Origin of the sequence: Tropicibacter alexandrii (assembly GCF_003667315.2) — a bacterium.
Taxonomy (GTDB): Bacteria; Pseudomonadota; Alphaproteobacteria; order Rhodobacterales; family Rhodobacteraceae; genus Tropicibacter; species Tropicibacter alexandrii.
The window spans coordinates 67,691-86,115 of the sequence record NZ_RCTZ02000018.1; the positions used below are offsets into that span (position 1 = coordinate 67,691).

Annotated in this window: 18 protein-coding genes; 7 read left to right on the forward strand and 11 right to left on the reverse strand. The window is 61.7% G+C overall.

What is annotated here, in order from left to right; translation table 11 throughout:
- Window positions 1-54: 54 nt before the first annotated feature.
- Complete coding sequence (locus D8Z78_RS19015; RefSeq protein ID WP_121632013.1) at window positions 55-2,295, reverse strand: xanthine dehydrogenase family protein molybdopterin-binding subunit; 2,241 nt, start codon at window positions 2,293-2,295, stop codon at window positions 55-57.
- 3 nt (window positions 2,296-2,298) lie between these two features.
- Window positions 2,299-2,757, reverse strand: a complete 459-nt coding sequence (locus tag D8Z78_RS19020) for a (2Fe-2S)-binding protein (protein WP_121632012.1) — start codon at window positions 2,755-2,757, stop codon at window positions 2,299-2,301.
- Between the two features lie 186 nt (window positions 2,758-2,943).
- On the opposite strand from D8Z78_RS19020, the gene D8Z78_RS19025 reads away from it, so the two are divergent.
- Window positions 2,944-3,966 carry a helix-turn-helix domain-containing protein gene (locus D8Z78_RS19025; RefSeq protein WP_121632010.1) on the forward strand — a complete coding sequence of 341 codons (1,023 nt, stop codon included), beginning with the start codon at window positions 2,944-2,946 and terminating at the stop codon, window positions 3,964-3,966.
- Between the two features lie 24 nt (window positions 3,967-3,990).
- Here the strand turns inward: D8Z78_RS19025 and D8Z78_RS19030 are convergent, their stop codons facing one another.
- The 6 genes from D8Z78_RS19030 to D8Z78_RS19055 all read right to left on the reverse strand — a co-directional run bounded on the left by D8Z78_RS19030 (window position 3,991) and on the right by D8Z78_RS19055 (window position 7,313).
- A complete protein-coding gene (locus tag D8Z78_RS19030) occupies window positions 3,991-4,425 on the reverse strand; it encodes a hypothetical protein (RefSeq protein WP_121632008.1) in 435 nt (144 codons plus the stop codon).
- Window positions 4,422-4,901, reverse strand: a complete 480-nt coding sequence (locus tag D8Z78_RS19035) for a hypothetical protein (RefSeq protein WP_121632006.1) — start codon at window positions 4,899-4,901, stop codon at window positions 4,422-4,424. Before D8Z78_RS19035 ends, D8Z78_RS19030 begins: the two co-directional genes overlap by 4 nt.
- Before the next feature lie 30 nt (window positions 4,902-4,931).
- The gene (locus D8Z78_RS19040) at window positions 4,932-5,384 is read right to left on the reverse strand and encodes a cupin domain-containing protein (protein ID WP_128910859.1); all 453 of its coding nucleotides are present in this window, start codon (window positions 5,382-5,384) and stop codon (window positions 4,932-4,934) included.
- 111 nt (window positions 5,385-5,495) lie between these two features.
- On the reverse strand, window positions 5,496-5,990 hold the full coding sequence (locus tag D8Z78_RS19045) for a hypothetical protein (RefSeq protein ID WP_121632002.1): 495 nt from the start codon (window positions 5,988-5,990) through the stop codon (window positions 5,496-5,498).
- Between the two features lie 104 nt (window positions 5,991-6,094).
- Window positions 6,095-6,622 (reverse strand): hypothetical protein, encoded by a 528-nt coding sequence (locus D8Z78_RS19050; RefSeq protein ID WP_121632000.1) that lies wholly within the window; start codon window positions 6,620-6,622, stop codon window positions 6,095-6,097.
- A 22-nt stretch (window positions 6,623-6,644) separates the two neighbouring features.
- Window positions 6,645-7,313: an SDR family NAD(P)-dependent oxidoreductase gene (locus tag D8Z78_RS19055; protein ID WP_121631999.1), complete on the reverse strand. Its 669-nt coding sequence runs from the start codon at window positions 7,311-7,313 to the stop codon at window positions 6,645-6,647.
- A 168-nt stretch (window positions 7,314-7,481) separates the two neighbouring features.
- On the opposite strand from D8Z78_RS19055, the gene D8Z78_RS19060 reads away from it, so the two are divergent.
- Both D8Z78_RS19060 and D8Z78_RS19065 read left to right on the forward strand, forming a co-directional pair.
- Window positions 7,482-8,573 (forward strand): helix-turn-helix transcriptional regulator, encoded by a 1,092-nt coding sequence (locus D8Z78_RS19060; protein WP_240672188.1) that lies wholly within the window; start codon window positions 7,482-7,484, stop codon window positions 8,571-8,573.
- A gap of 503 nt (window positions 8,574-9,076) precedes the next feature.
- Window positions 9,077-10,411 carry a site-specific integrase gene (locus D8Z78_RS19065; RefSeq protein ID WP_128910860.1) on the forward strand — a complete coding sequence of 445 codons (1,335 nt, stop codon included), beginning with the start codon at window positions 9,077-9,079 and terminating at the stop codon, window positions 10,409-10,411.
- A 20-nt stretch (window positions 10,412-10,431) separates the two neighbouring features.
- Here D8Z78_RS19065 and D8Z78_RS19070 read toward each other — a convergent pair whose 3' ends face one another.
- The 3 genes from D8Z78_RS19070 to D8Z78_RS19080 all read right to left on the reverse strand — a co-directional run bounded on the left by D8Z78_RS19070 (window position 10,432) and on the right by D8Z78_RS19080 (window position 12,921).
- Window positions 10,432-10,797: a hypothetical protein gene (locus D8Z78_RS19070; RefSeq protein WP_128910861.1), complete on the reverse strand. Its 366-nt coding sequence runs from the start codon at window positions 10,795-10,797 to the stop codon at window positions 10,432-10,434.
- The gene (locus tag D8Z78_RS19075; RefSeq protein ID WP_121631992.1) at window positions 10,772-11,236 is read right to left on the reverse strand and encodes a hypothetical protein; all 465 of its coding nucleotides are present in this window, start codon (window positions 11,234-11,236) and stop codon (window positions 10,772-10,774) included. Before D8Z78_RS19075 ends, D8Z78_RS19070 begins: the two co-directional genes overlap by 26 nt.
- Before the next feature lie 140 nt (window positions 11,237-11,376).
- Window positions 11,377-12,921: a plasmid recombination protein gene (locus D8Z78_RS19080; RefSeq protein ID WP_121631990.1), complete on the reverse strand. Its 1,545-nt coding sequence runs from the start codon at window positions 12,919-12,921 to the stop codon at window positions 11,377-11,379.
- A gap of 622 nt (window positions 12,922-13,543) precedes the next feature.
- Here D8Z78_RS19080 and D8Z78_RS19085 point away from each other — a divergent pair.
- The 4 genes from D8Z78_RS19085 (at window position 13,544) to D8Z78_RS19100 (ending at window position 18,351) form a co-directional block, all read left to right on the forward strand.
- Window positions 13,544-16,123: an N-6 DNA methylase gene (locus D8Z78_RS19085; protein WP_121631988.1), complete on the forward strand. Its 2,580-nt coding sequence runs from the start codon at window positions 13,544-13,546 to the stop codon at window positions 16,121-16,123.
- Window positions 16,124-16,348: 225 nt separating this feature from the next.
- Window positions 16,349-16,819 (forward strand): hypothetical protein, encoded by a 471-nt coding sequence (locus D8Z78_RS19090; RefSeq protein WP_121631986.1) that lies wholly within the window; start codon window positions 16,349-16,351, stop codon window positions 16,817-16,819.
- A gap of 84 nt (window positions 16,820-16,903) precedes the next feature.
- Window positions 16,904-17,308 (forward strand): hypothetical protein, encoded by a 405-nt coding sequence (locus tag D8Z78_RS19095; protein WP_121631984.1) that lies wholly within the window; start codon window positions 16,904-16,906, stop codon window positions 17,306-17,308.
- Window positions 17,309-17,730: 422 nt separating this feature from the next.
- The gene (locus tag D8Z78_RS19100) at window positions 17,731-18,351 is read left to right on the forward strand and encodes an integrase arm-type DNA-binding domain-containing protein (RefSeq protein WP_121631982.1); all 621 of its coding nucleotides are present in this window, start codon (window positions 17,731-17,733) and stop codon (window positions 18,349-18,351) included.
- The last annotated feature ends 74 nt before the right edge of the window (window positions 18,352-18,425 follow it).

Genomic DNA, 18,425 nt, shown 5'->3' on the forward strand with positions numbered 1-18,425 from the left:
CTTTCAGCGGGGCGCGGAGGGGGCGATCCTGCCCCGGCGCGTGTCGTCTAGGGGTCACGCGAAATCCACAAACTTGTTGAACGGCATCTCGCGCAGGCGTTGGCCGGTGGCCGCAAAGATCGCGTCGGCCAAAGCAGGCGCGGCGGGGGCGGTTGCAGGCTCGCCCAGACCGCGCACCCGTTCGGCCCGGCCCAACAGCCGGGTGTGGAACCGCGGTGTCTGGTAGAGGCGCATCCCCTCGAACGCGTCGAAATTGGTCTGTTGAACCGCGTGGTTCTCGTAGGTCAGCTCGCAATTCATCGCGTGGCCAAGCCCGTAGACGGCGGCCCCGGTCAGCTGCGCCTCGGCGTTGACCGGGTCGAAGACGGTGCCGCAATCGGCGGCGATCCAGACATCGTCGATGCGGATTCCACGCTCGGTCAGGGTCACGTCGATGACCTCGGCCACGGGCACGCCGTGCGTATGGGCAAAGGCGATGCCCCGCCCGCGCCCCGGTCCGATATCGGCACCCGCCCAGTTCGACATCTCGGCCACGGCCTCGAGAACCCGGCGGCTGTCGGCGTCGGCGATCAGGCGCAGCCGTTCCTCCAGCGGATCGGCCCCTGCGGCGTGGATCAGCTCGGACAGGAAGCTTTCATGGAAAAAGCTGTTGGAGCAGGCCCCGGGCGAACGCCACGACCCGACCGGCATCATCGGCGGCGCGGCATAGCCCGTCACGCGATAGTTCGGGATGGCGTAGGGTTGGTCGAAGGCGCCCCAGACCAGCATCGTGTCGGCCCCCGGCGGCACGACGAAGATACGCCCGAACCAAGACGAGATGAGCGAGGCGCTGATGCTGTCGAGGTCATAGGCCAGCACCCGGCCATTCCCCACCCTGCCCCGGCCAAGCGCCATGTGCATTGGCCGGGGGAAGTCATGTGTCATGTCCTCTTCACGGCTCCATGTGGTCTTGATCGGCGTGCCGGGCATGGTCGCGGCGATCTGGATCGCCTGCACCACGTAGTCGTGGTCGAGCCTGCGGCCAAAGCTGCCACCTGCGGACAGGGCGTGGAGGGTGACCTGCGAGGGGTCGAGGCCGGTCATTTCGACCGCCGCATCGCGCACCACGGCGGGGATTTGCGTGGCGGTCCAGATCTGCACCCTGTCCGCCTCGACCAGCACCGTGGCGCTGAGCGGCTCGAGCGCGGCATGGGCAAGGGCGGGCGACCGGTAGTCCGCCTCGATCACGGTGGCCCCGTTCAGCGCCGCCTCGACATCGCCGTCGTCGCGCAACCGGCTGTTCTGGAACTCCTCCGTGCGCGCCTCCGCCAGCGCCTGCCACATCTCGGCGCTGCTGGCCGGGTAGTCGGGGGGAAGCCAGTCGACCTCCAGCGCCTGCGCCGCCTGAAACGCGAACCAAGTGTTGTCGGCGATGACGGCCAGCCCCTCGTTCACCTCGACGACGGACCGCACGCCCTGCATCGCCAGCGCGGCATCGGGGCTGTAACTTGCCATACCGCCGCCGCGTCCCGGATTGGCGCGCACCGTGGCATAGAGCATGCCGGGCAGCGCAACGTCGATCCCGTAGTCTTGGGTTCCGGTCGATTTCGCGACGATGTCGAGCCGCTGATAAGGCTTGCCCAGCCGCGTCCATTCGGAGGCGGGGCGGAGGGTCACATCGGTGACGGGCTCGATCTTGGCGGCGTCTGCGGCAAGCTCGGTATAGGCGATCCGGGTTCCGTCGGGCAGGATGACGTGACCGTCCTCGCTCCGCAGATCGGCACGCGCAAGACCGGTGCGCGCCGCCGCGGCCTTGAGGGTTTCCCGGGCCGTGGCGCCCGCCATGCGCAGGCTCTCGTGCAGGTCAGCGGTGGAGGACGAGCCGCCGGTGAATTGCGAGCCGGTCAGGCGCGCGACATTCATCATCAGGTCCCGCACCGTGCGGGCCACGAACCCGTCGTCCCATGCCGGAAAGGGCATGCTCTCGCCTGCGATGATGCCGTTGAAATAGGCCTTGTGCGGCTGGCCCGGGTCGAGCGTTGCGGTGGCCGGGTCGATGTCCAACTCCTCGGCGATCAGCATGGCCTGGGTCGAGGCGATCCCCTGCCCCACATCGGCGCGCGGGACGATCAGGGTGATCCCGTCCGGCGTGATCTTGACGAAGGGGGTCAGCGCCGCCTCGCCGTCGGCCAGCCCCTCAAGCAGAGGGTTCGGCGTGGGCCGGGTCACGAAATACGCCCCAAAGGCAACCCCGCCGAGAATGGCGGCTGACCCGATCAGGAAACTGCGGCGGGCAATGGTTCTGGCACGTCCCATGGCTCAGGCCTCCCGCATGGCGCTGGCGGCGGCGTGGACGGCGGCGCGGATGCGGGGATAGGTCCCGCAGCGGCACAGGTTGCCCGACATGGCGTCGTCGATATCGTCATCCGTCGGCTCGGCGTTGCGGGCCAGAAGGTCGGCGGCCTGCATGATCTGGCCGGATTGGCAGTAGCCGCATTGCGCCACTTGGTGCTCGATCCAAGCCGCCTGAATGGCATGAAGCGCGTCGGGTGTCCCCAGCCCCTCGATCGTCGTGATCTCGCCCCAGACATCGCCCAAGGCGACCTGACATGACCGCACCGCTTCACCGTCGATATGCACCGTGCAGGCCCCGCATTGGGCGATGCCGCAACCGTATTTGACGCTGGTCATGTTCAGACCGTCGCGCAGCGCCCAGAGCAAAGGCATGTCGTCAGGCAGATCCACCGTGCGAGAACTGCCGTTAATCGTAAGGTCCATGGCGGTCTCCGGCCGGATTGTGGGGAACGCGTCGCGCGTCGTTGAAGCCAGCTTAGGCCCCCCACCCCCCACCAGCGATATGCAGATGCGGTCAACGGCAAGCAAATCCGCTCACGAGCCGGCCCGCCTCTGGCGGCGATCCCCGGCGCGTGTCATGCAGGTCAAGTCAGATCGAAGACCGAGGCCATGGACACAGAACCGACCTATTCCCTTTTCATGGCGACCGATGTGGCCTGCCGCATCCTCGGCGTCGATCCGGTGTTGATGCTGGAAACCGCCGGGCTGGGCGCGCTGCCCTATGGCCGGGCCGAGCTGCGCGGCACGGCGCAGCAGTATTTCGACTGCTGGAACACGATGGAGGTTCTGTCGCCGCGCCCCGATTACGTGCCCCATCTCGGCATCGCGATCTCGCGCGGGCCGGTGATCCCGGTCTTCTTCACGCTGTCCTGCGCGCCCGACATGGAAACCGGGCTGATGCGTCTGGCACAGTTCAAGACGCTGCTCGGGCCGACGCTTCTGCGGGTGTTCCGCGAGGATGGGCGGCTGAGGCTGGAATATGACAGCGTCGACGCGCAAGTGCCGATGCCACCGACCCTTGGGGCCCTGCAACTGGTGGTCGCCGTCGAGAACATGCGGAGCGCAACGGCCCACCCTGTCTGTCCGGTGGCGGCGGGCTTCGATGGATCGCAGGAGGAACGGCGCATGATCGCCGGTCATCTCGGGATCATGCCGGAACGGTCGCACACCGCCTATGTCACGTTTGCCCCCGAAGATGCGAAACGCCGGTTCATCTCGGAAAACCCGGCGCTCTGGTCCGATATCGAGGCCGATCTGAAGCTGAAATTGGCCGCCCAGAACGACCGCTGGCCCATCGCCGATCGGGTGCGCGGTGCCTTGGTCGACCTGATGCCCGCCGGGCGCACCGGCGCCGAAGACGTGGCGTTTGCATTGGGGATCAGCCGCAGCACCTTGCAGCGGCGCTTGCGCGACGTGGGAACATCCTATCAGGCGGTTCTGGACGCCACGCGGCGCGACATGGCGGTCCGCTATCTGACCAAGACCACCCTGCGCGCCGACGAGATCGCGCGGGTGCTTGCCTATCGCGACGCCAACAGCTTTTCGAGAAGCTTCCGGCGATGGACCGGGCAAGCGCCATTTGCCTTTCGTCAGGACCAGACGCGCTCAACCTCGCCGGACGACGCAGAATAGGCACCGGGTCATCACGGCGCGCCGTCAGGTGACAGCCGCCGATCCCGTCTCGGCTCTGCTGAACTCTGCGATCACATCGCGCCGCAACAGCAGCCCGAGCGCCCCAATCTGTGCGAGCATGAACAGGCCGATCCCCAGATAGACCGTCGCGGCCGAGGCCATTTCGACCGGCATCGGGCTAATCACCTGCGTGATCAGGCCTTGCGAATAATCGAACGCGCCCACGGCGTTGTAGGCGACAAGCGCGCCCCAGACCGCGACGCTGCGCCGGGTCCAGAACACATACAGCATCACCGGCACGGCAAAGCCGATGATCGTGTCGCTCAGCCACGGGCCGAACCAGCCATCGGGCGCGATGCCGCCGAACATCTGCACCTGCGGCAGGAACAGGATCGTCTGCGCGCGAAAGATCGTGGCGCCCATCAGAAGCGTGATCGCCCATTTGATCGTCGGTGTCATGTCGCAGGCCTTTCGGCGTTTTTGAGGACGGCAAGCAGGGCAAAGACCGGGACGGCCACGGCAATCGCCACCCGGATGACATGCAGCCCCAACCAGGTGGCTCGAACGGTCGATGCCTCGGCTGCGGTATAGCTGTCCCAGATCAGCAGGATGTTCTGCGGGATGAAATAGCCCAGCGTGAACACGGTGTTGGCCCCATAGAGCCAGATCGCCCACATCCACAGCCGACGCACCGGGCGGGTCTGCCAATCGAGCCGCACCGACAGCACCAGACCGATCAAGGTGATCAGGTTCAGCGGAATGATGGTGAGGGCGAAGTTCAGGAACTCATCCCAGAACCCCGCCCGCCAGACCAGCGGATCGGTCCCGAGCCAGCGGATGCCGTAAGACACGAGGATCAGCAGGCCGCCGCCCGCGAAAGCCGCGGAGGCGATGACGGCGGTCATGTTCACGGCCGTGCGGTAGGTGTCGCGCATCTGAGGTATCCTCCAACGGGTTCGAAAACGTCACTGAACGGGGATGAAGTCTGCCCGCTCCTCGAAGATCACCAGATTGATGCAGGGCTCCGGCCCGACGCAGAGGTCGGCATGGGGCACATCGGCGGGCTGGTACCAGCTCGACCCGGCGGTCAGGATCGGGCCCTGGTCGGGTTCCGACATCTCCCAGTGTTGGTGACGGCCCGCGATGACGAAGCCCCAGTAGCCGTCGCTATGGGTATGCTGGATGGCCATGGACTGCCCCGGATCGGTGCGGGACAGGATCGCCGTGGCGATGCCCTGCTCGAAGCCGCCGTAGAGCGTGAAGGCCTCGACGCCCGGGAAGAGCGGCGCGAAGGGCTCCTCCTCGATCGGGGTGCGGACCATCTGGTCGGGAAAGCGCTCCTGCGCCATGGCGGGAAGGGTTGCAGCGGCAAGAAGGACAAGCCCGAGTGCGGCGGAGGTGAATGTTCGGCTGTGCATCGTGGAAAACTCCCGGGTTGGTTGATGGGGCATAAATCTTGTGGGCGAAGGAGGGGTCATTCTTTTTTTTGGGGGGGCGAGGGGCACCTTCCCGGTGCCCAACGTGTCTGTTCAGCCCGCGATCAGGCGATAGAGCACGAAGACCTCTCCCAAGATCATCGGGACCGACAGCAGCACCTGAAACAGCCAGACGACGCCCATCTTCTTGTTCCAGAACTGCTCGGCGATGAAGTAGCGCTGGATCACGGCCATATCGGCGAAGCAGATCAGCACGAACACCCATGCCAGACCGCGCAAGACCGGCTCTGAGCCGCCTTGTGTGATCGCAAAGGCCAGAACCACGGCAGACAGCGCGACGGCCAGATCGCCGACGGCAATGAGACCCTTGGCTCTCTTGGTGATGTCGTCGTCAAGCTGTCCGGGCATGACGACGGTCATGCCGATGAAGCGGAACATGTGAAGCGCCGCGACGGGCCAGATCGCGTCGGCAAAGTCGGCCTGAACGATGTCGGGCAGCAGCCAGCGACACAGGATGAGCGTCGCCAAAAGGCTGACCGTCATCTGGATGTTCATGACCACAAGGTTCTGGCGGGCGGCAAGGGGCATGGAAGGGTCCTGTGAAGTCTTGCGGACAGGGCGCGCCCTGTCTGTGGAGGTCAGTGGAACTCAGTCTCGTTCATGGAACTTCGTTCCTTGTCGCAGGGTCGGACCTACGCCGATCGCGCGCGCATCGCGCGCAGGGCATAGACGGGGATGGCAAGGGTGATCAGGACGCGGGGGATATGGCCCAGAAGCCAGATCAAGCGGATCGTGGTGGCGTTTTCCTCGGTCACCGGACCGACCAACGCGATGGCCTTGTAGAGGGCCAGTACGTCGCCAATGGGCGATCCGACCGCCGCCGCAAGCTGTACGTTGAGCGGCATGTGGTACAGGATCGTGATCAGCGAAAGCCCCAGATAGAGCCACAACGAGATCATCCAATTCCGCCGCGCCGGGGCGATATGCCAATCGAGCCGGGCGGACAGGACAAGGCCCACCAACATGGCCAAGAACAGGGGCATGATCGTGTAGAGGAAATTGCTGAACTGCGGGAAGAATTCCGCAACGAAATCCACAGGCGGGAGTGTGAGCCAATAAGCCCCCATGGACGTCCCGATGAAGAGATTTGCGCCGAAGAAGCCGGCTGATGTGGTGACCGCCAACCCGTTCATTCGGCTGCGGTAGCTGTCGGATTGCATGACGTTAGCCCTGTCGTTGGGGTCAATGAAACTCGGTCTTGGCGAATTGACGAAACAGGAAGGCAGGCGCGATCCGGCTCATCCATTTGATCTGGCGCGACTGTCCCAACAGCATCTCGGTCCGGTCCCGGCGCACCCCGTCGAGGATGTCGCGCACCAGATCGGCGGGCTTCATCTTCTTGAAATTGTCGGATTTCAGCACCGTTGCCATGTCGGTATCGACCACGGGCGGCAGGGCTTCGAACACGGCGATGCCGTGGGGCTTCAACTGGTGGCGCAGGGTTTGTGCGCAGTGATGGATCAGCGCCTTGGTCCCGGAATAGACCGGCGTGCCCGGCGAGGCGACAAAGGCGACGCCCGAGCCGATGAACAGAACCCCGGGCTGCGCGCTCATCTGCAACAGCGGCAGCGCACGTCGCGTCAGGGTCAGCGGAGCCGTGGCGTTGATCGCGATTTCGCGCTCGATCTTTTGCAGCGCGTCGGGATCCGCCGCGAAGTCGTAGGCCAAGAATATACCAGCATTGTTGACCAGCAGATCGAGCCGACCATGCGCCGCCTGAATGTCCGACAGGATCCGATCCTGATCTTCGGCCCGCGTCACATCCCCCGCGATGGCCTGCGCCCCGGTCTCGCGCGCCGCCGTCGCCAGCTTGTCCGCATCGCGCCCACAGATGATGACCGTGTTCCCCATGCGCCACGAGTTGGCGGGTCAATTCGAGCCCGATACCCGAGCCACCGCCGGTCACGAGGATGATTTTCGATGTCAGGTCCAAGCCGATCTCTCCCAGCGCAAATGTCATGGCCAGGTTAGACCTCGGGCACGGCATCCATCTACGGATGGCGACGTGCAGATCGGCTCATGGATTTGCAGATCGTCTCAATCCCGTTGCAAGTGAACGGAGAAGCGTTTCTTGTGAACCCGCTCGGCCTCGCACGAAAGGGCATCCGAATGCAGGACCCGCAACGATCCCCGCTTTACACATCCGCCATCCTGTCCGGCCCGATCTGCGGCATGCTGGGGGTCGGTTGGGACGCGGTTCTGGCCCGTGTCGGGATCGTTGCAACACAGCGCAACGACCGGGCCTTTCTGGTCTCTGCCGAAGAGTACCTCGCGCTTTGGGCCACGATGATGGACCTGTCACGGCAACAGGACGTCTCGAAGCTTCTTGGGTTGCGGATGGCCAGCGGTCCCGCCGTCCCGGTTCTCTTTGCGCTGTCCACGGCGCCCGATTTCGAGACCGGCATCGGCCGAATGGCCAAATTCAAAAGCCTGTTCGGGCCGATGCGGTTCGACATGTCCCGCACGACCTCGGTGTTCAGCGTTCGCGTCGCCCCGGACCGCCCCGGCACCTCCTTGCCGAGCACCTTCAGCAGCCCACAGGTGATCTATCTTCATGCCCAAGCCAACGCGCTCGCACGTCAGCCGATCCGGCCTCTGAAGGTGTGCCTGCCCCTCCCACAGGGTGAACGCGAACGGCTGGCCGATGTCTTCGGACTGGTTCCCGAGGCAGGCGACGCGACCCTGACCTATGCCCTTGCAGACGCGCGCATCCCATTCATCTCCGCCAATCCCGAGTTGTGGGAGGCCACCGAGGCGGACCTTCACGCCCAGTCGATGATCCAGTCCAAGGGCCTGCCCCTGTCGGAACGGGTCCGTGCAACGCTGCTCGAGGCGTTCTCGGTCACCGAGCCCACGATTGCCCATGTCTGCGGACGGCTGAGATTGAGCCGGAGCACTCTCATGCGGCGTCTGGCAGACGAGGGTGTCACGTTTCAGTCATTGCTGGACGACACGCGGAAGGATCTGGCGATCCGATACTTGGTCAAGAGCGACCTGAACAACCAGCAGATCGCGCATCTGGTTGGCTATCGAGACCCGACAGCGTTCCAGCGCGCCTTCCGGAAATGGACGGGAACGACTCCCCAAACGCTGCGCGCAGACCGCCTGTAGAGGTCGAGGCAAGTCACCAGCGATCTCCGCGCCGTCCCGCGGACGTTCTCAAGGCGCGACCGCGTTGAATGTCGGCCATTCGAGCTGATGGCGCAGGACTGATTGACCCGGCTCGAGGTCGGCTCCGACCCGCACTGGAAAAGGCGAAGCGCCAATGGCCAAAGTTCGGAAGACGTGATGCCTTGATGGTCGTTGATCGCACGTCGGGCACCATGATGACCGAGGTCCGGCTACGCAAGGTGTCGCCCCTAAGGCATCCAAGCGACTTGAGTTGCCAGGGGTCTTGGCGTGCATCCCGAGCGGATGCGCCATTTGTCCAATGAAATCCATGGTGAATGGCGGAGACGAAGTCAGCCATCTCGTTAACCATTGGAAAGAGAAGTTATTGAATTTATTCGCGAATATGAAATGAGGGAGCCGCGGGCCACATCGCAATGTGTGGCAAAATGTGTGGCAAGCCCTGGGGGCTGGGTTGCCGAAGCTGCTGAGCGTGGAGGCTGCCCATGGCGGGGTTGGAACTGCGGAACAAGACCTGGCACATGCGGATGCGCCGCCCTGTCCGCTACGAGGCCGTGTTCGCGAAGAAGACCATCTATCGGTCCTTGCAGACCGACAGCCGGAAGCGCGCCGAGGAGATGTTGCCCATGGTCGTCGACCAGGTGATCTCGGAACTCGACGACCTCCTGAAGATCGGCGCATCCGAGCGGTCCGAGACGACCTACAAGGCCGCGGTCGCAATCGCTGCGCGTCGGGGTCTCGAATACAAGTCGAAGGCCGTGCTTCTGGAGGGTCCGGTCGAAGACATTCTGGACCGCGCAGAGGCGCTGGCACCGAGTGACGGCAGCGAGGCCGCGAAGGCCATCATGGGCGAAGTCGCCGAGCCGTCGGTGCGACTGTCGGAGCTGGTGGACGCTGTCGAGGTCTTCATGGCCACGGAGAACCGTTTCAAGAACTCGTCACAGATGCGGAAGTGGCGCCTTCCGCTCATGAGGGCGGTCACGAACCTGACGGCGGCGCTGGGTGGAGAAGATCGCGAGGTCATGAGCCTGACGCCGGAAGATGCCATGAAACACCGCAACTGGTGGATCAAACGGGTCGCGAAGGAAGGGCAGTCGTTCGAGACGATCAACAAGGACATGAACAACATGTCGAGCCTGGTGAACAAGTTCTACCTGAGCCAGAACATCGCCAAGCCGCCTGAACTCTACAGGGGGCTGCGCATGAAGGACAAGCATCACAAGAAGCAGCGCAAACTGGAGATCCCGGTGCAGTGGATGCTTGATTGCTGGTTCCGGCCGGGCGCTCTCGACCGCATGAATGCCGAGGCGCGCGATATCATGCTGGTGTCGATCGAGACCGGCTGTCGCCAGTCTGAAATCCACGACCTGCCCGCCTCTGCCATCGTGCTAGACCATCCGATCCCGCACCTCAAGCTGGCCAACGAGCTGTCCAAGGATGGCGAAAGCGGGCGCGAGGTGAAGACGGCCCATGCCGCCCGCCTTGTCCCTCTCTTGGGCGTTGCACTGGCGGCGATGAAGCGGCACCCGGAGGGTTTCCCGCGCTATCGGAACACCCGGAGCTACTCGGGCGGCGTGAACAAGTTCCTGCGGGAAAACGGGCTGCTGCCGGCAGAAAAGCATACGGTTGGCGGGACGCGTCATGCGTTCGAAAGCCGCCTCAAGGCTGCGGACCTGCATCCCGACCTGCGCGCCGAACTGATGGGCCACAGCGTCGAGGTGGCTCTGGAACGGCCTTGGTATGGGGATGAGATGCCGCTCGAGAAGAAAGTGGAACTCATGTCCAAGATCGTCCTGCCGGTGCCCGAGCACCTCGTATAGCAGGTGGTAGCGGGTGGTGATCAGACGACCAGGAGGTGGGTCGTCTGGCTGCCTTCGGCGAGGATCTGGAACAGCAGATCCTGCTCGCCTTCCAGCTTTTTGAGTTCTTCCGTGAGCCGGACGACATGCGGCATCAGCCAGCTTTCGCCATGGCTGCGGATACGGGAGGCGAGCTTGAACCGCGCTGCCGTAATGCGCTGGATTTTCGCCTGCGTCTCACAGGTGGGGGGCGGCATGGTGGCCGCGAGCGGGAGGGTGGTGACGGTGCTGAACATTGTATGAAGTCCGGGGAAAGGCGTGGTGTCGAAGGGTCGAGGCGGCTCGCACATCCCGGACAGGCCGGAACGCGCGAGGGCGGCCTCAGGATCCAGGCTGGTGCTGAGCATCGTCCCCTTCGAACCGGAGCCTCAACTCCTCGTACTTGGCGCGCTCCTTGGCCTCGCGCTCGGCGGCCTTTTCGGCCTTGCGGGCGTCCGCCTCGGCGGCCTTGGTCGCGTCGTATTCGGCGACGAACTCCTCCGCCTCGGGCGGGCAATCCACGTATTCCAGGATCGCGCGGCGTCCCTTCGAGGAAGAGAGGCAGGCGATGAGCGCGGGGACCTCGATGCGGGCAGCGTCAGACATCAGCGGCATGGCCTTGGCGAACGTTTTGCCGATCGCCGTGGCGAAGGCCATATCGCGGTTGACCACGGTCAGGGCGGCCTTCGCTGCCTCCCCGGACTGGATCAGCTGGACGGTCCGCAGCGGGTCCGCGGCGATGGAAGCCGCGTCGGTCGGGATGGCGAGGGCGCGACTGATGAGGTCGGCGGTGACGGGTTTGGACATGGTTGAAACCTTTCAGTCCGGGGTTGCTCTTGCAGGGGCACCGACATCTTGCCGGGGCCTACCTCTGAAGCTCTTTTGTTTCCAACCGTCCGGAAAAATTAGATGACCGTTTTCGGCCAACTTTCTTGCAACCCACTGAATCAACGCGGATCATTCTTGGGATCGACCACTCCCGACCGCCCGGGCCCGGTCTCCGGTCCCGTCGATTGGCCACGCTTGCGCAACAATTGCTGCGCGGCAACCGCGTGCTTGGCGACGCTCTTCCACGTCGTTCCCAGCCCGTCCTGAAGGGGCTGCGGCAGGCGCTTCACGAGGTTCAGGATCGCCGTCCGCGTGGCCTCGACTGCCGCGAATTCCGCGTGCAGGCGCTCCTCGGCCTCGACCTGTGCGCGCGACGTCATCGCCGCCCATGCGCGCCCGATGATGCCCACGGCGCGCGGGGCCCCGCCCTCGGACCTGGCTATCCGCGCGATCAGGGGCTTCGCCGTTCCGGCCGTTTTCGCGGCCTCCGTCGCGGTCAGCGTGTTCCTTCCGTCCTGCGCCGTGATCTGGAACACGCCGGTCGCCATGCCCTCGGCCACGGCAAGCGTCGCATCGGCCTCGGCGGTCCTCAGGTCCGCTTCGGCGATCATGGCGTCAGCCTCTGCGGCCCTCCGGTCCGCCTTGGCGATCGCCGCGTGACCCTCTTCGCTCTTGCGGTCGGCCTCTGCCTCCCGGCTGGCAATCGCCGTCTCGCGGGCCCCGACCTCTGCTTCGCGCACGTCACAGGCCATGTTCACCAGCGTCTCGCGCCCCTCCAGGTCTTCGTGCTGCTGATGCAGATCAGCGAAGCCCTTGGCCAGTCGCGCCTCTTTCTCCGCAATCTGCCGCTCGCGCTCGACGAGGCTCGCCCGCTGCGCATCGAGCGCGGCCTGTTCCTTGACCGCCTCGACCTGCTGCTGTTCGCGCCACTTCCACGTCGGCGTATTCTCGACGATGGCCGGAACCGCCTTGCCCTTCTCCTTGGCCTCCCGCCGCTCGGCCGCGCCAGTCCGACCCCGCGTCAGACCGACCTGGGCAAACCACTTACCGACGAGATCCTGCGTGACCTCGTAGCTCTTGACCGCCTTCTGGGCCGAGGGTTTCAAGGTCCATCGACCATGCTGGTCCTCGCGCCAGCTCCGGATAACCGCATGGATGTGATAGGCTTTGTCGTCCCGATCACACCGCGCGTGCACCAGATCGTCACCGAATGTGTGCTTCATCCAGCCGACGGCGCACTTCTCGAAATCCTTCTCCCGGCGCCTCTTGGCCAGCATGCCGCGCCATGTCGCCTGGTCTCCAGCCTCGTTGAACCACTCGGCGTTCGCGGTCAGGATCAGTTCACGCATCGGGCCATGCTGCGAGGCCCGCCACGGATCCTTTGGGCCTTCGAGCGACCGCTGGGCGATCTCCTTGGACCGTCTCCGCTGCTTGAGCTTGACTAGTTCGTGGGCGAAGTTCTGCATCGTGCGGTGGGCGATCTCCTCGATGACGCAGGCCGCCCAGTCGTCGCCCCCGACGAGGATCTTGTTGAACTTGCTGCGGGCGAGGTCGAACTCGCCGCGGTCCGTCTGCTTGCGGAGGCGATGGAGTTCATAGCGTGACAGCTGCTCGGGGCGCAGGCCCCGGTAGCGAGCGACGACAGGGTGGGTGGTGGCGGACATGAGGGGTCTCCCGTGAAAAATCGGGAGAAGGATTGGTGGAACGCTGTGCGCCCGGAAAAATCGACTGCGGTCAGGGTGTGCAGGGGGAAGTACTCAATAAGCAGACCGCGCACCGGCAACCTACGGTTCCTATGCTCGGTCTGTCGTTCGCCCGGGGCGCTGCCCCGGGACCCCGCGCTTCCGCGGGAGGCTTCCGCCGGATCAGGGTCATCGTTCCGCACTCCCCCTGAACCCCCTGCTCCCAGGGGAGGAGACTTCGCTCTCCTCCCCCGAACCCCCTCCATCGAGTGCTCCCCGCACGGGCCAGAGGGGGAGCATTCGCCATGCCCCCCTCTGGACACCCCCAAGGCGCCTCCCGGCGGGTGCCGTGTAGTCGATTACATCTCACTGAATTTTAGTTGCCGAATAGCTTTTGCTGTAGTCATCTACGCCGCGACGTTCACGAGGCCTGAGGCGTCGATCTCGGATCCGTTGAGATCCGAGATCGATCAGCGCGGACTACCAGAAAAGCGCCGACGCCCGCCGTTATGTAGTGGTCGGCAACACACCAGATGTGCATAATGCGCACAATTTCCGCTGTTACGTACGGCCAACTTGAACAAAAACACTACGAGAGCAGAACATGGAACTCAATCTCCGGTCTGAACGGGATGTCGAAGCCAAGGTGATCGCCCCACTTTTTCGAGATATTCTTGGCTACCCAGATGAGGACATGAGCTGGGGCGTGCCAGTCGACATGCAGTTTGGTCGCGAAGTCAAGACTAAAGAAGCAGACCTCGTTGTTAGTCACCAAGGTGCGAACGTCGTTGTCGTGGAGGCAAAGAAGCCTACGGAGCCGGTCCTCGGGGCCACTGGTCAAACGGATTCATATGCATTTGCACTCCAATGTCCATTTAGCTTTATTACAAATGGTCGTGAGTATCTGTTGCGTGGATACTATCATGCAAACCGGCGGGTAGACTTGCTGTCGGGTACGATAGGAAACATTACTGCGTCTGAATTTGACAAATTAGCCCGAATAATCAGCGCCACCGAGGTTGCAGCATCTTCATCTGAAAGTCCGCAGGCGATCACATCGCCTGATCGCGAAAAAATTAAGGACTATAGGCGATTTTTTAAGGGGCTTCACAATGCTATCCGTGACGGAGATAAGCTTGATCCCGCAGCGGCCTTCGATGAATTGGGGAAAATGCTTTTGCTGTCGGCGGCAGACGAAGCTTTGAAGGCGGCGAACCCCGACCATGAACCTTTGTCCAAGGCTGCGGTTGAATCTGCAATCAAGACAACGTCAAAAAAAGCGAGCCGGCTTATTAATCTGCATTTTGATGAAGTCGTGCAGCAGGCATTTCCACTCCTTTCAGAAAAAAAATCTTCTATAGAACTATCTCCTGGTACAGTCGCCGAGATACTCGGGAAGCTTCGCCCGTTCAGCGTTCGCAGTGAAGACGTCGACTTAAAAGGGCGAGCCTTTGAAGAATTTTTGCCGTCTCAATTAAGGGGTAAGGGATTGGGGCAGTACTTCACCCCAAGACCTTTGGTGGAGTTCATGTGTGAGATAGCAGAGGTTTCGGTCTCTGATGTGCTCTTGGATTTCTCCTGTGGTTCTGGCGGATTTCTTATCAACGCCTACGAAAGGATGCGCGAAGAGGTCGAGCTTATCCCAGAGGGTACGCTGCGTCGATTGGGGCAGACGCGCGAAAGCTTGATCGAGGATGTGAAAAACCAACAGATCTTCGGAATCGACGCCGAACCTCGAGCAGCTCGAACCGCCCGCATGAACATGCTGCTGTGGGGTGATGGCCGATGCGTTACGAGGGGTAATGCTCTCGCTGAAAAGGACTCTTCAGGAGAGCCCTATCCCATTCAGCCATTTGATGAAAAAATGGAAGGATCTGGATGTACTCTGATCCTTGCAAACCCTCCTTTTGGGGCTCGTGAAAAAGACCAGAAGGTTTTGAAGCAATATCGTTTTGGGTCTCGGGTCAAGCAACGGAAATCACAGAAAACAGAGATACTCTTTGTTGAACGGGCGATACAACTGCTGCGCCCCGAAGGTCGTCTTGCAATAGTCTTGCCCACAGGGCTTCTTAGCGCGGATTCTTTTTCCGATCTAAGAGGGTTTATTCTGCGCCATGCGCAGATCAATGCTGTGATTTCCCTGCCAACACATGCGTTTGTTCAGTCGGGCGTCCCTACGGTAAACACTGTCATCCTATACCTTCAAAAACATCCCCTAAAGACCGAGAAGATATTAAAGAGGGAACTTAAAGACGAGACTGTGGCGGCCTATCGCAGTTTGGCGTCGAAGCGACCGGAGTTGGACTATCCGATCTTTATGGGCATGGTCGAGGATATCGGGTACGAGCCCAACGGGCGTCTCACTAATGGTAATGGACGGACGACTGATCTGGATCTAATACTGGAAGACCTTCGAAAAGGTGAAAGCGGAAAGATGTCCGACTTGGATATCTTTGAGTATGCGGAAAAACTGTACAAGTCCAAAGGCACGAGGCGTCGTGAGCAAACGGTGCGAGGCAGCGGTGATGACTTGAAGTTTTCCTTTATTAAGCGTGCGAGCGAACTGACGGACAGACTTGATCCGTCGTCGTACATTTTGGACGCCAAGTTGGCGAGTTTGTCGAGCAATATGGAGCACATTGGCACCAAAGTGAAGGAGGTGTCGAAGAGATTTCGGCCGTCCACTGATGAAGAGCTTGACCAAGAATATGATATCCTTACGGTTTCAAGTGATGGAAAAATTACAATTCGGGAAACTGTTCGAGGCGAAGATATAACCGGGGTGCACAAGATTGCCTGCGAGGGTGATATAGTTTTCAACCCCATGAGGGCCAATATCGGAAGTATCGGGCTTGTCGGAAGCGATCTGGATGGCGGCCTGGTGAGTCCAGATTATCGCGTAGTGCGAGCCGATGGAATTGATGCCGAGTACTTGGTTGGTCTACTTCGCACCCCGTTCTACAAAATGTATATTGACGTGTTAACCACTGGCTCAATTCGAGACCGCCTGTATCCAGCTCATTTGCAAGCCATGAGAATGCCGCGTTCGAAAGTTGCGCAGCAGCAGGAATTGAAGAAGCTTCAGAAAGGTGTGGACGAGGAGGCCGAAAGAGCGGCGACAGCAATGAGCGCACTTGAGGGGGGCTTAAACGCTGCAATCCGACGAATGCTGAAAGTTGATTGATCTGTGCTCGAAGTCGGGGGCAATTGAATTCGTTGCCAATTGCCAACGCACGCCGCGGAACGGAGCACAACCTCTGTTGGTCTGTGCGGCAAGGTGAATTTTCTACAACTCATGTTCCGCCTCGGGTCAGGTGCGCGTGCCTGTTCGACACGCACCTAACCCGAGGCGGAACAGTTAATTCGGGTGGGTTCGTGTCGATTTCCCAACATCGACACGGAGGATCGTATGCTCGATCTCACAAGCACTACCTCGGTGGCCGCACTGGCCCCGGGCGACATCACCCTTTTCCGCTTCCCGGTTGCCGAGGGAACCGACGACCCCGCGACGAAGGTCCGCCCGTGCCTCGTCTTTGACCGCCGCACCTATGGTGGTGACGAGTTCATCGACCTCGCGTACGGCACCACCAGCCGCTCGCGGGCGAATGCTGGCTATGAGCTGCACGTCACGCGCCGCCGCGATATCGACGCCGCAGGGCTAACGTCGGCCACGCGCTTCATCTGCGCACGCAGGGTGCTGGTCCATCCCCACCACCCTGGATTCCTCCTCCCAGAAGGGCGCGATCCCTTCGTCGGGCGCATCTCGCCGGACCTGATGCTTCGCCTGCAAGACCTGCAAGGCAAGGTGCGGCAGGCACTGGTCGAAGGATGGCGCAGCCGTCCCAAGCTGACCGTCCTCGACACCCCCAGCAACCACTGACCGCGCAAACGATCCGCCCCTCCTCAACGGGGGCCGGACTCGGTGCCCCGTTCGAATTCCATCAGTCACAGACAAGGAAATCCCATGACCTCCACTCCCAACAAGTCCCGCATCACCCACGCCTTCGATAGCTCCAACGATCCCGTCGAGCAGGCAATCCTGCGGATGACGATGATCTATGCTCGACTGCGCGAGGCGATGAACACGATAGAGGCGCTGCCGTACGAGCGCGACGAGGATATCGACGATGCGCTCTCTTCGCTCTGTGCCTTCGTTCTGCGGGAGGACATCCCGAAAGACGACATCCTGAACAGCCTCGAAGCTGCGCTCGAGTTCTTCGAGACGGCGCGAATGCCCTACGAATTCCGGGAAGCGCGCACGAGGGTCGTAGAGGCACTAACGTTTGTCCACCAGACCTGGCAGGAGGTGATGGATCGGCTCTACGCTCAGCGCCTCGTCATGTCCACTCTGGGCCGTGCCCACTGCTGACATCATCAAGGCCTGTGCGCATTCGCGCGCGGGCCATTCGCGATTCTGCTGTTGAGGAGGGAGGGGAGCTATGCCCTCTGATGCGTCCGCCATGTCTGCTTCGTGATGCCAACAGACACTTCACAAGGGTGCGACATGTTGGCGTGAACGCATCGAATTCCGCCACAAATGTGTGGCAAAATGTGTGGCAAATCTTAGGGTGCGAGGCTGGCCGATTTTAGTATATTTTTTAAAATCAGCCACTTAACATGTCTTGACAGCCGAAAAATGGCGGAGACGAAGGGAGCGATACTATCCATGACATCTTGCGCAAGTTTCACCGTTATGCCATTGAAATAAAGGTATTAGGTTGAAATCTTGCATCATGCGTTCTTATGTCATCTCACCATATATTGCACCAATAGTGTATCTGGAGTGTATCCATGACCACTCATCTTTCCACCGATGTTGCCATCAGGAAGTGGCGCCCGGAAACGGCTGGTGAAGCTCGAAGTGTCGGAGGACGTGATGGCTTGTATGTTCGTGGCTGGCCGACAGGGCGCAAAGCCTTCTACCTCAGGCCAAAGACTTGGCTGAAGGTGGGCGACTACCCTGACACGAAGCTTGCGGCAGCGCGCGAAATCGCGCTGGCCGCCAAGCGGCTGCGCGGCGAAGGATATGGCATTGATGCCCTAAAAGCCGGGTTGGCCAATGCGAAGGACGCGGCGACTTTCGAGAAGATCGTCCGGGGCGAAATGCTCGGCGGTTTGAAAGATTGCGGCACGATGCGGGTTCCAACCTATGATGATCTGTGGTGCGAATGGTTCGCCGATGTCGAGCCACTGCTGCAAGCGGGTCCAAGCCGACAGCGTCCTCGATCAATTCACGTACACCATATAAGTCCCAAAATCGGATGCCGACCGATTAATGAAATTCGACGGCGCGAAATCCATGACATCATGGTGCCCCTATTTCGTGCAAAACCAACCACAGCGGGACATGCTCTCAGCCACCTGAACAAGGTTTTTGAACTTGCCGTCACCAAAGAATTTCGAGAGGAATGAACCGCCCCGGGTTTGCCGGAGAGTTTTTTGTTCAAAACTTAGGCGACGTGATCAAGAGCATTTATGCTCGCGTA

What these genes read in the sequence shown, in the direction of transcription:
- D8Z78_RS19025 (WP_121632010.1), top strand. Translation starts at nt 2,944, where the DNA reads ATGGACACAGAACCGACCTATTCCCTTTTCATGGCGACCGATGTGGCC.
- D8Z78_RS19015 (WP_121632013.1), bottom strand. Translation starts at nt 2,295, where the DNA reads ATGGGACGTGCCAGAACCATTGCCCGCCGCAGTTTCCTGATCGGGTCA.
- D8Z78_RS19080 (WP_121631990.1), bottom strand. Translation starts at nt 12,921, where the DNA reads ATGTCCGCCACCACCCACCCTGTCGTCGCTCGCTACCGGGGCCTGCGC.
- D8Z78_RS19100 (WP_121631982.1), top strand. Translation starts at nt 17,731, where the DNA reads ATGACCACTCATCTTTCCACCGATGTTGCCATCAGGAAGTGGCGCCCG.
- D8Z78_RS19070 (WP_128910861.1), bottom strand. Translation starts at nt 10,797, where the DNA reads ATGCTCAGCACCAGCCTGGATCCTGAGGCCGCCCTCGCGCGTTCCGGC.
- D8Z78_RS19050 (WP_121632000.1), bottom strand. Translation starts at nt 6,622, where the DNA reads ATGCAATCCGACAGCTACCGCAGCCGAATGAACGGGTTGGCGGTCACC.
- D8Z78_RS19095 (WP_121631984.1), top strand. Translation starts at nt 16,904, where the DNA reads ATGACCTCCACTCCCAACAAGTCCCGCATCACCCACGCCTTCGATAGC.
- D8Z78_RS19040 (WP_128910859.1), bottom strand. Translation starts at nt 5,384, where the DNA reads ATGCACAGCCGAACATTCACCTCCGCCGCACTCGGGCTTGTCCTTCTT.
- D8Z78_RS19030 (WP_121632008.1), bottom strand. Translation starts at nt 4,425, where the DNA reads ATGACACCGACGATCAAATGGGCGATCACGCTTCTGATGGGCGCCACG.
- D8Z78_RS19060 (WP_240672188.1), top strand. Translation starts at nt 7,482, where the DNA reads ATGGATTTGCAGATCGTCTCAATCCCGTTGCAAGTGAACGGAGAAGCG.
- D8Z78_RS19085 (WP_121631988.1), top strand. Translation starts at nt 13,544, where the DNA reads ATGGAACTCAATCTCCGGTCTGAACGGGATGTCGAAGCCAAGGTGATC.
- D8Z78_RS19075 (WP_121631992.1), bottom strand. Translation starts at nt 11,236, where the DNA reads ATGTCCAAACCCGTCACCGCCGACCTCATCAGTCGCGCCCTCGCCATC.
- D8Z78_RS19090 (WP_121631986.1), top strand. Translation starts at nt 16,349, where the DNA reads ATGCTCGATCTCACAAGCACTACCTCGGTGGCCGCACTGGCCCCGGGC.
- D8Z78_RS19065 (WP_128910860.1), top strand. Translation starts at nt 9,077, where the DNA reads ATGGCGGGGTTGGAACTGCGGAACAAGACCTGGCACATGCGGATGCGC.
- D8Z78_RS19055 (WP_121631999.1), bottom strand. Translation starts at nt 7,313, where the DNA reads ATGGGGAACACGGTCATCATCTGTGGGCGCGATGCGGACAAGCTGGCG.
- D8Z78_RS19035 (WP_121632006.1), bottom strand. Translation starts at nt 4,901, where the DNA reads ATGCGCGACACCTACCGCACGGCCGTGAACATGACCGCCGTCATCGCC.
- D8Z78_RS19045 (WP_121632002.1), bottom strand. Translation starts at nt 5,990, where the DNA reads ATGCCCCTTGCCGCCCGCCAGAACCTTGTGGTCATGAACATCCAGATG.
- D8Z78_RS19020 (WP_121632012.1), bottom strand. Translation starts at nt 2,757, where the DNA reads ATGGACCTTACGATTAACGGCAGTTCTCGCACGGTGGATCTGCCTGAC.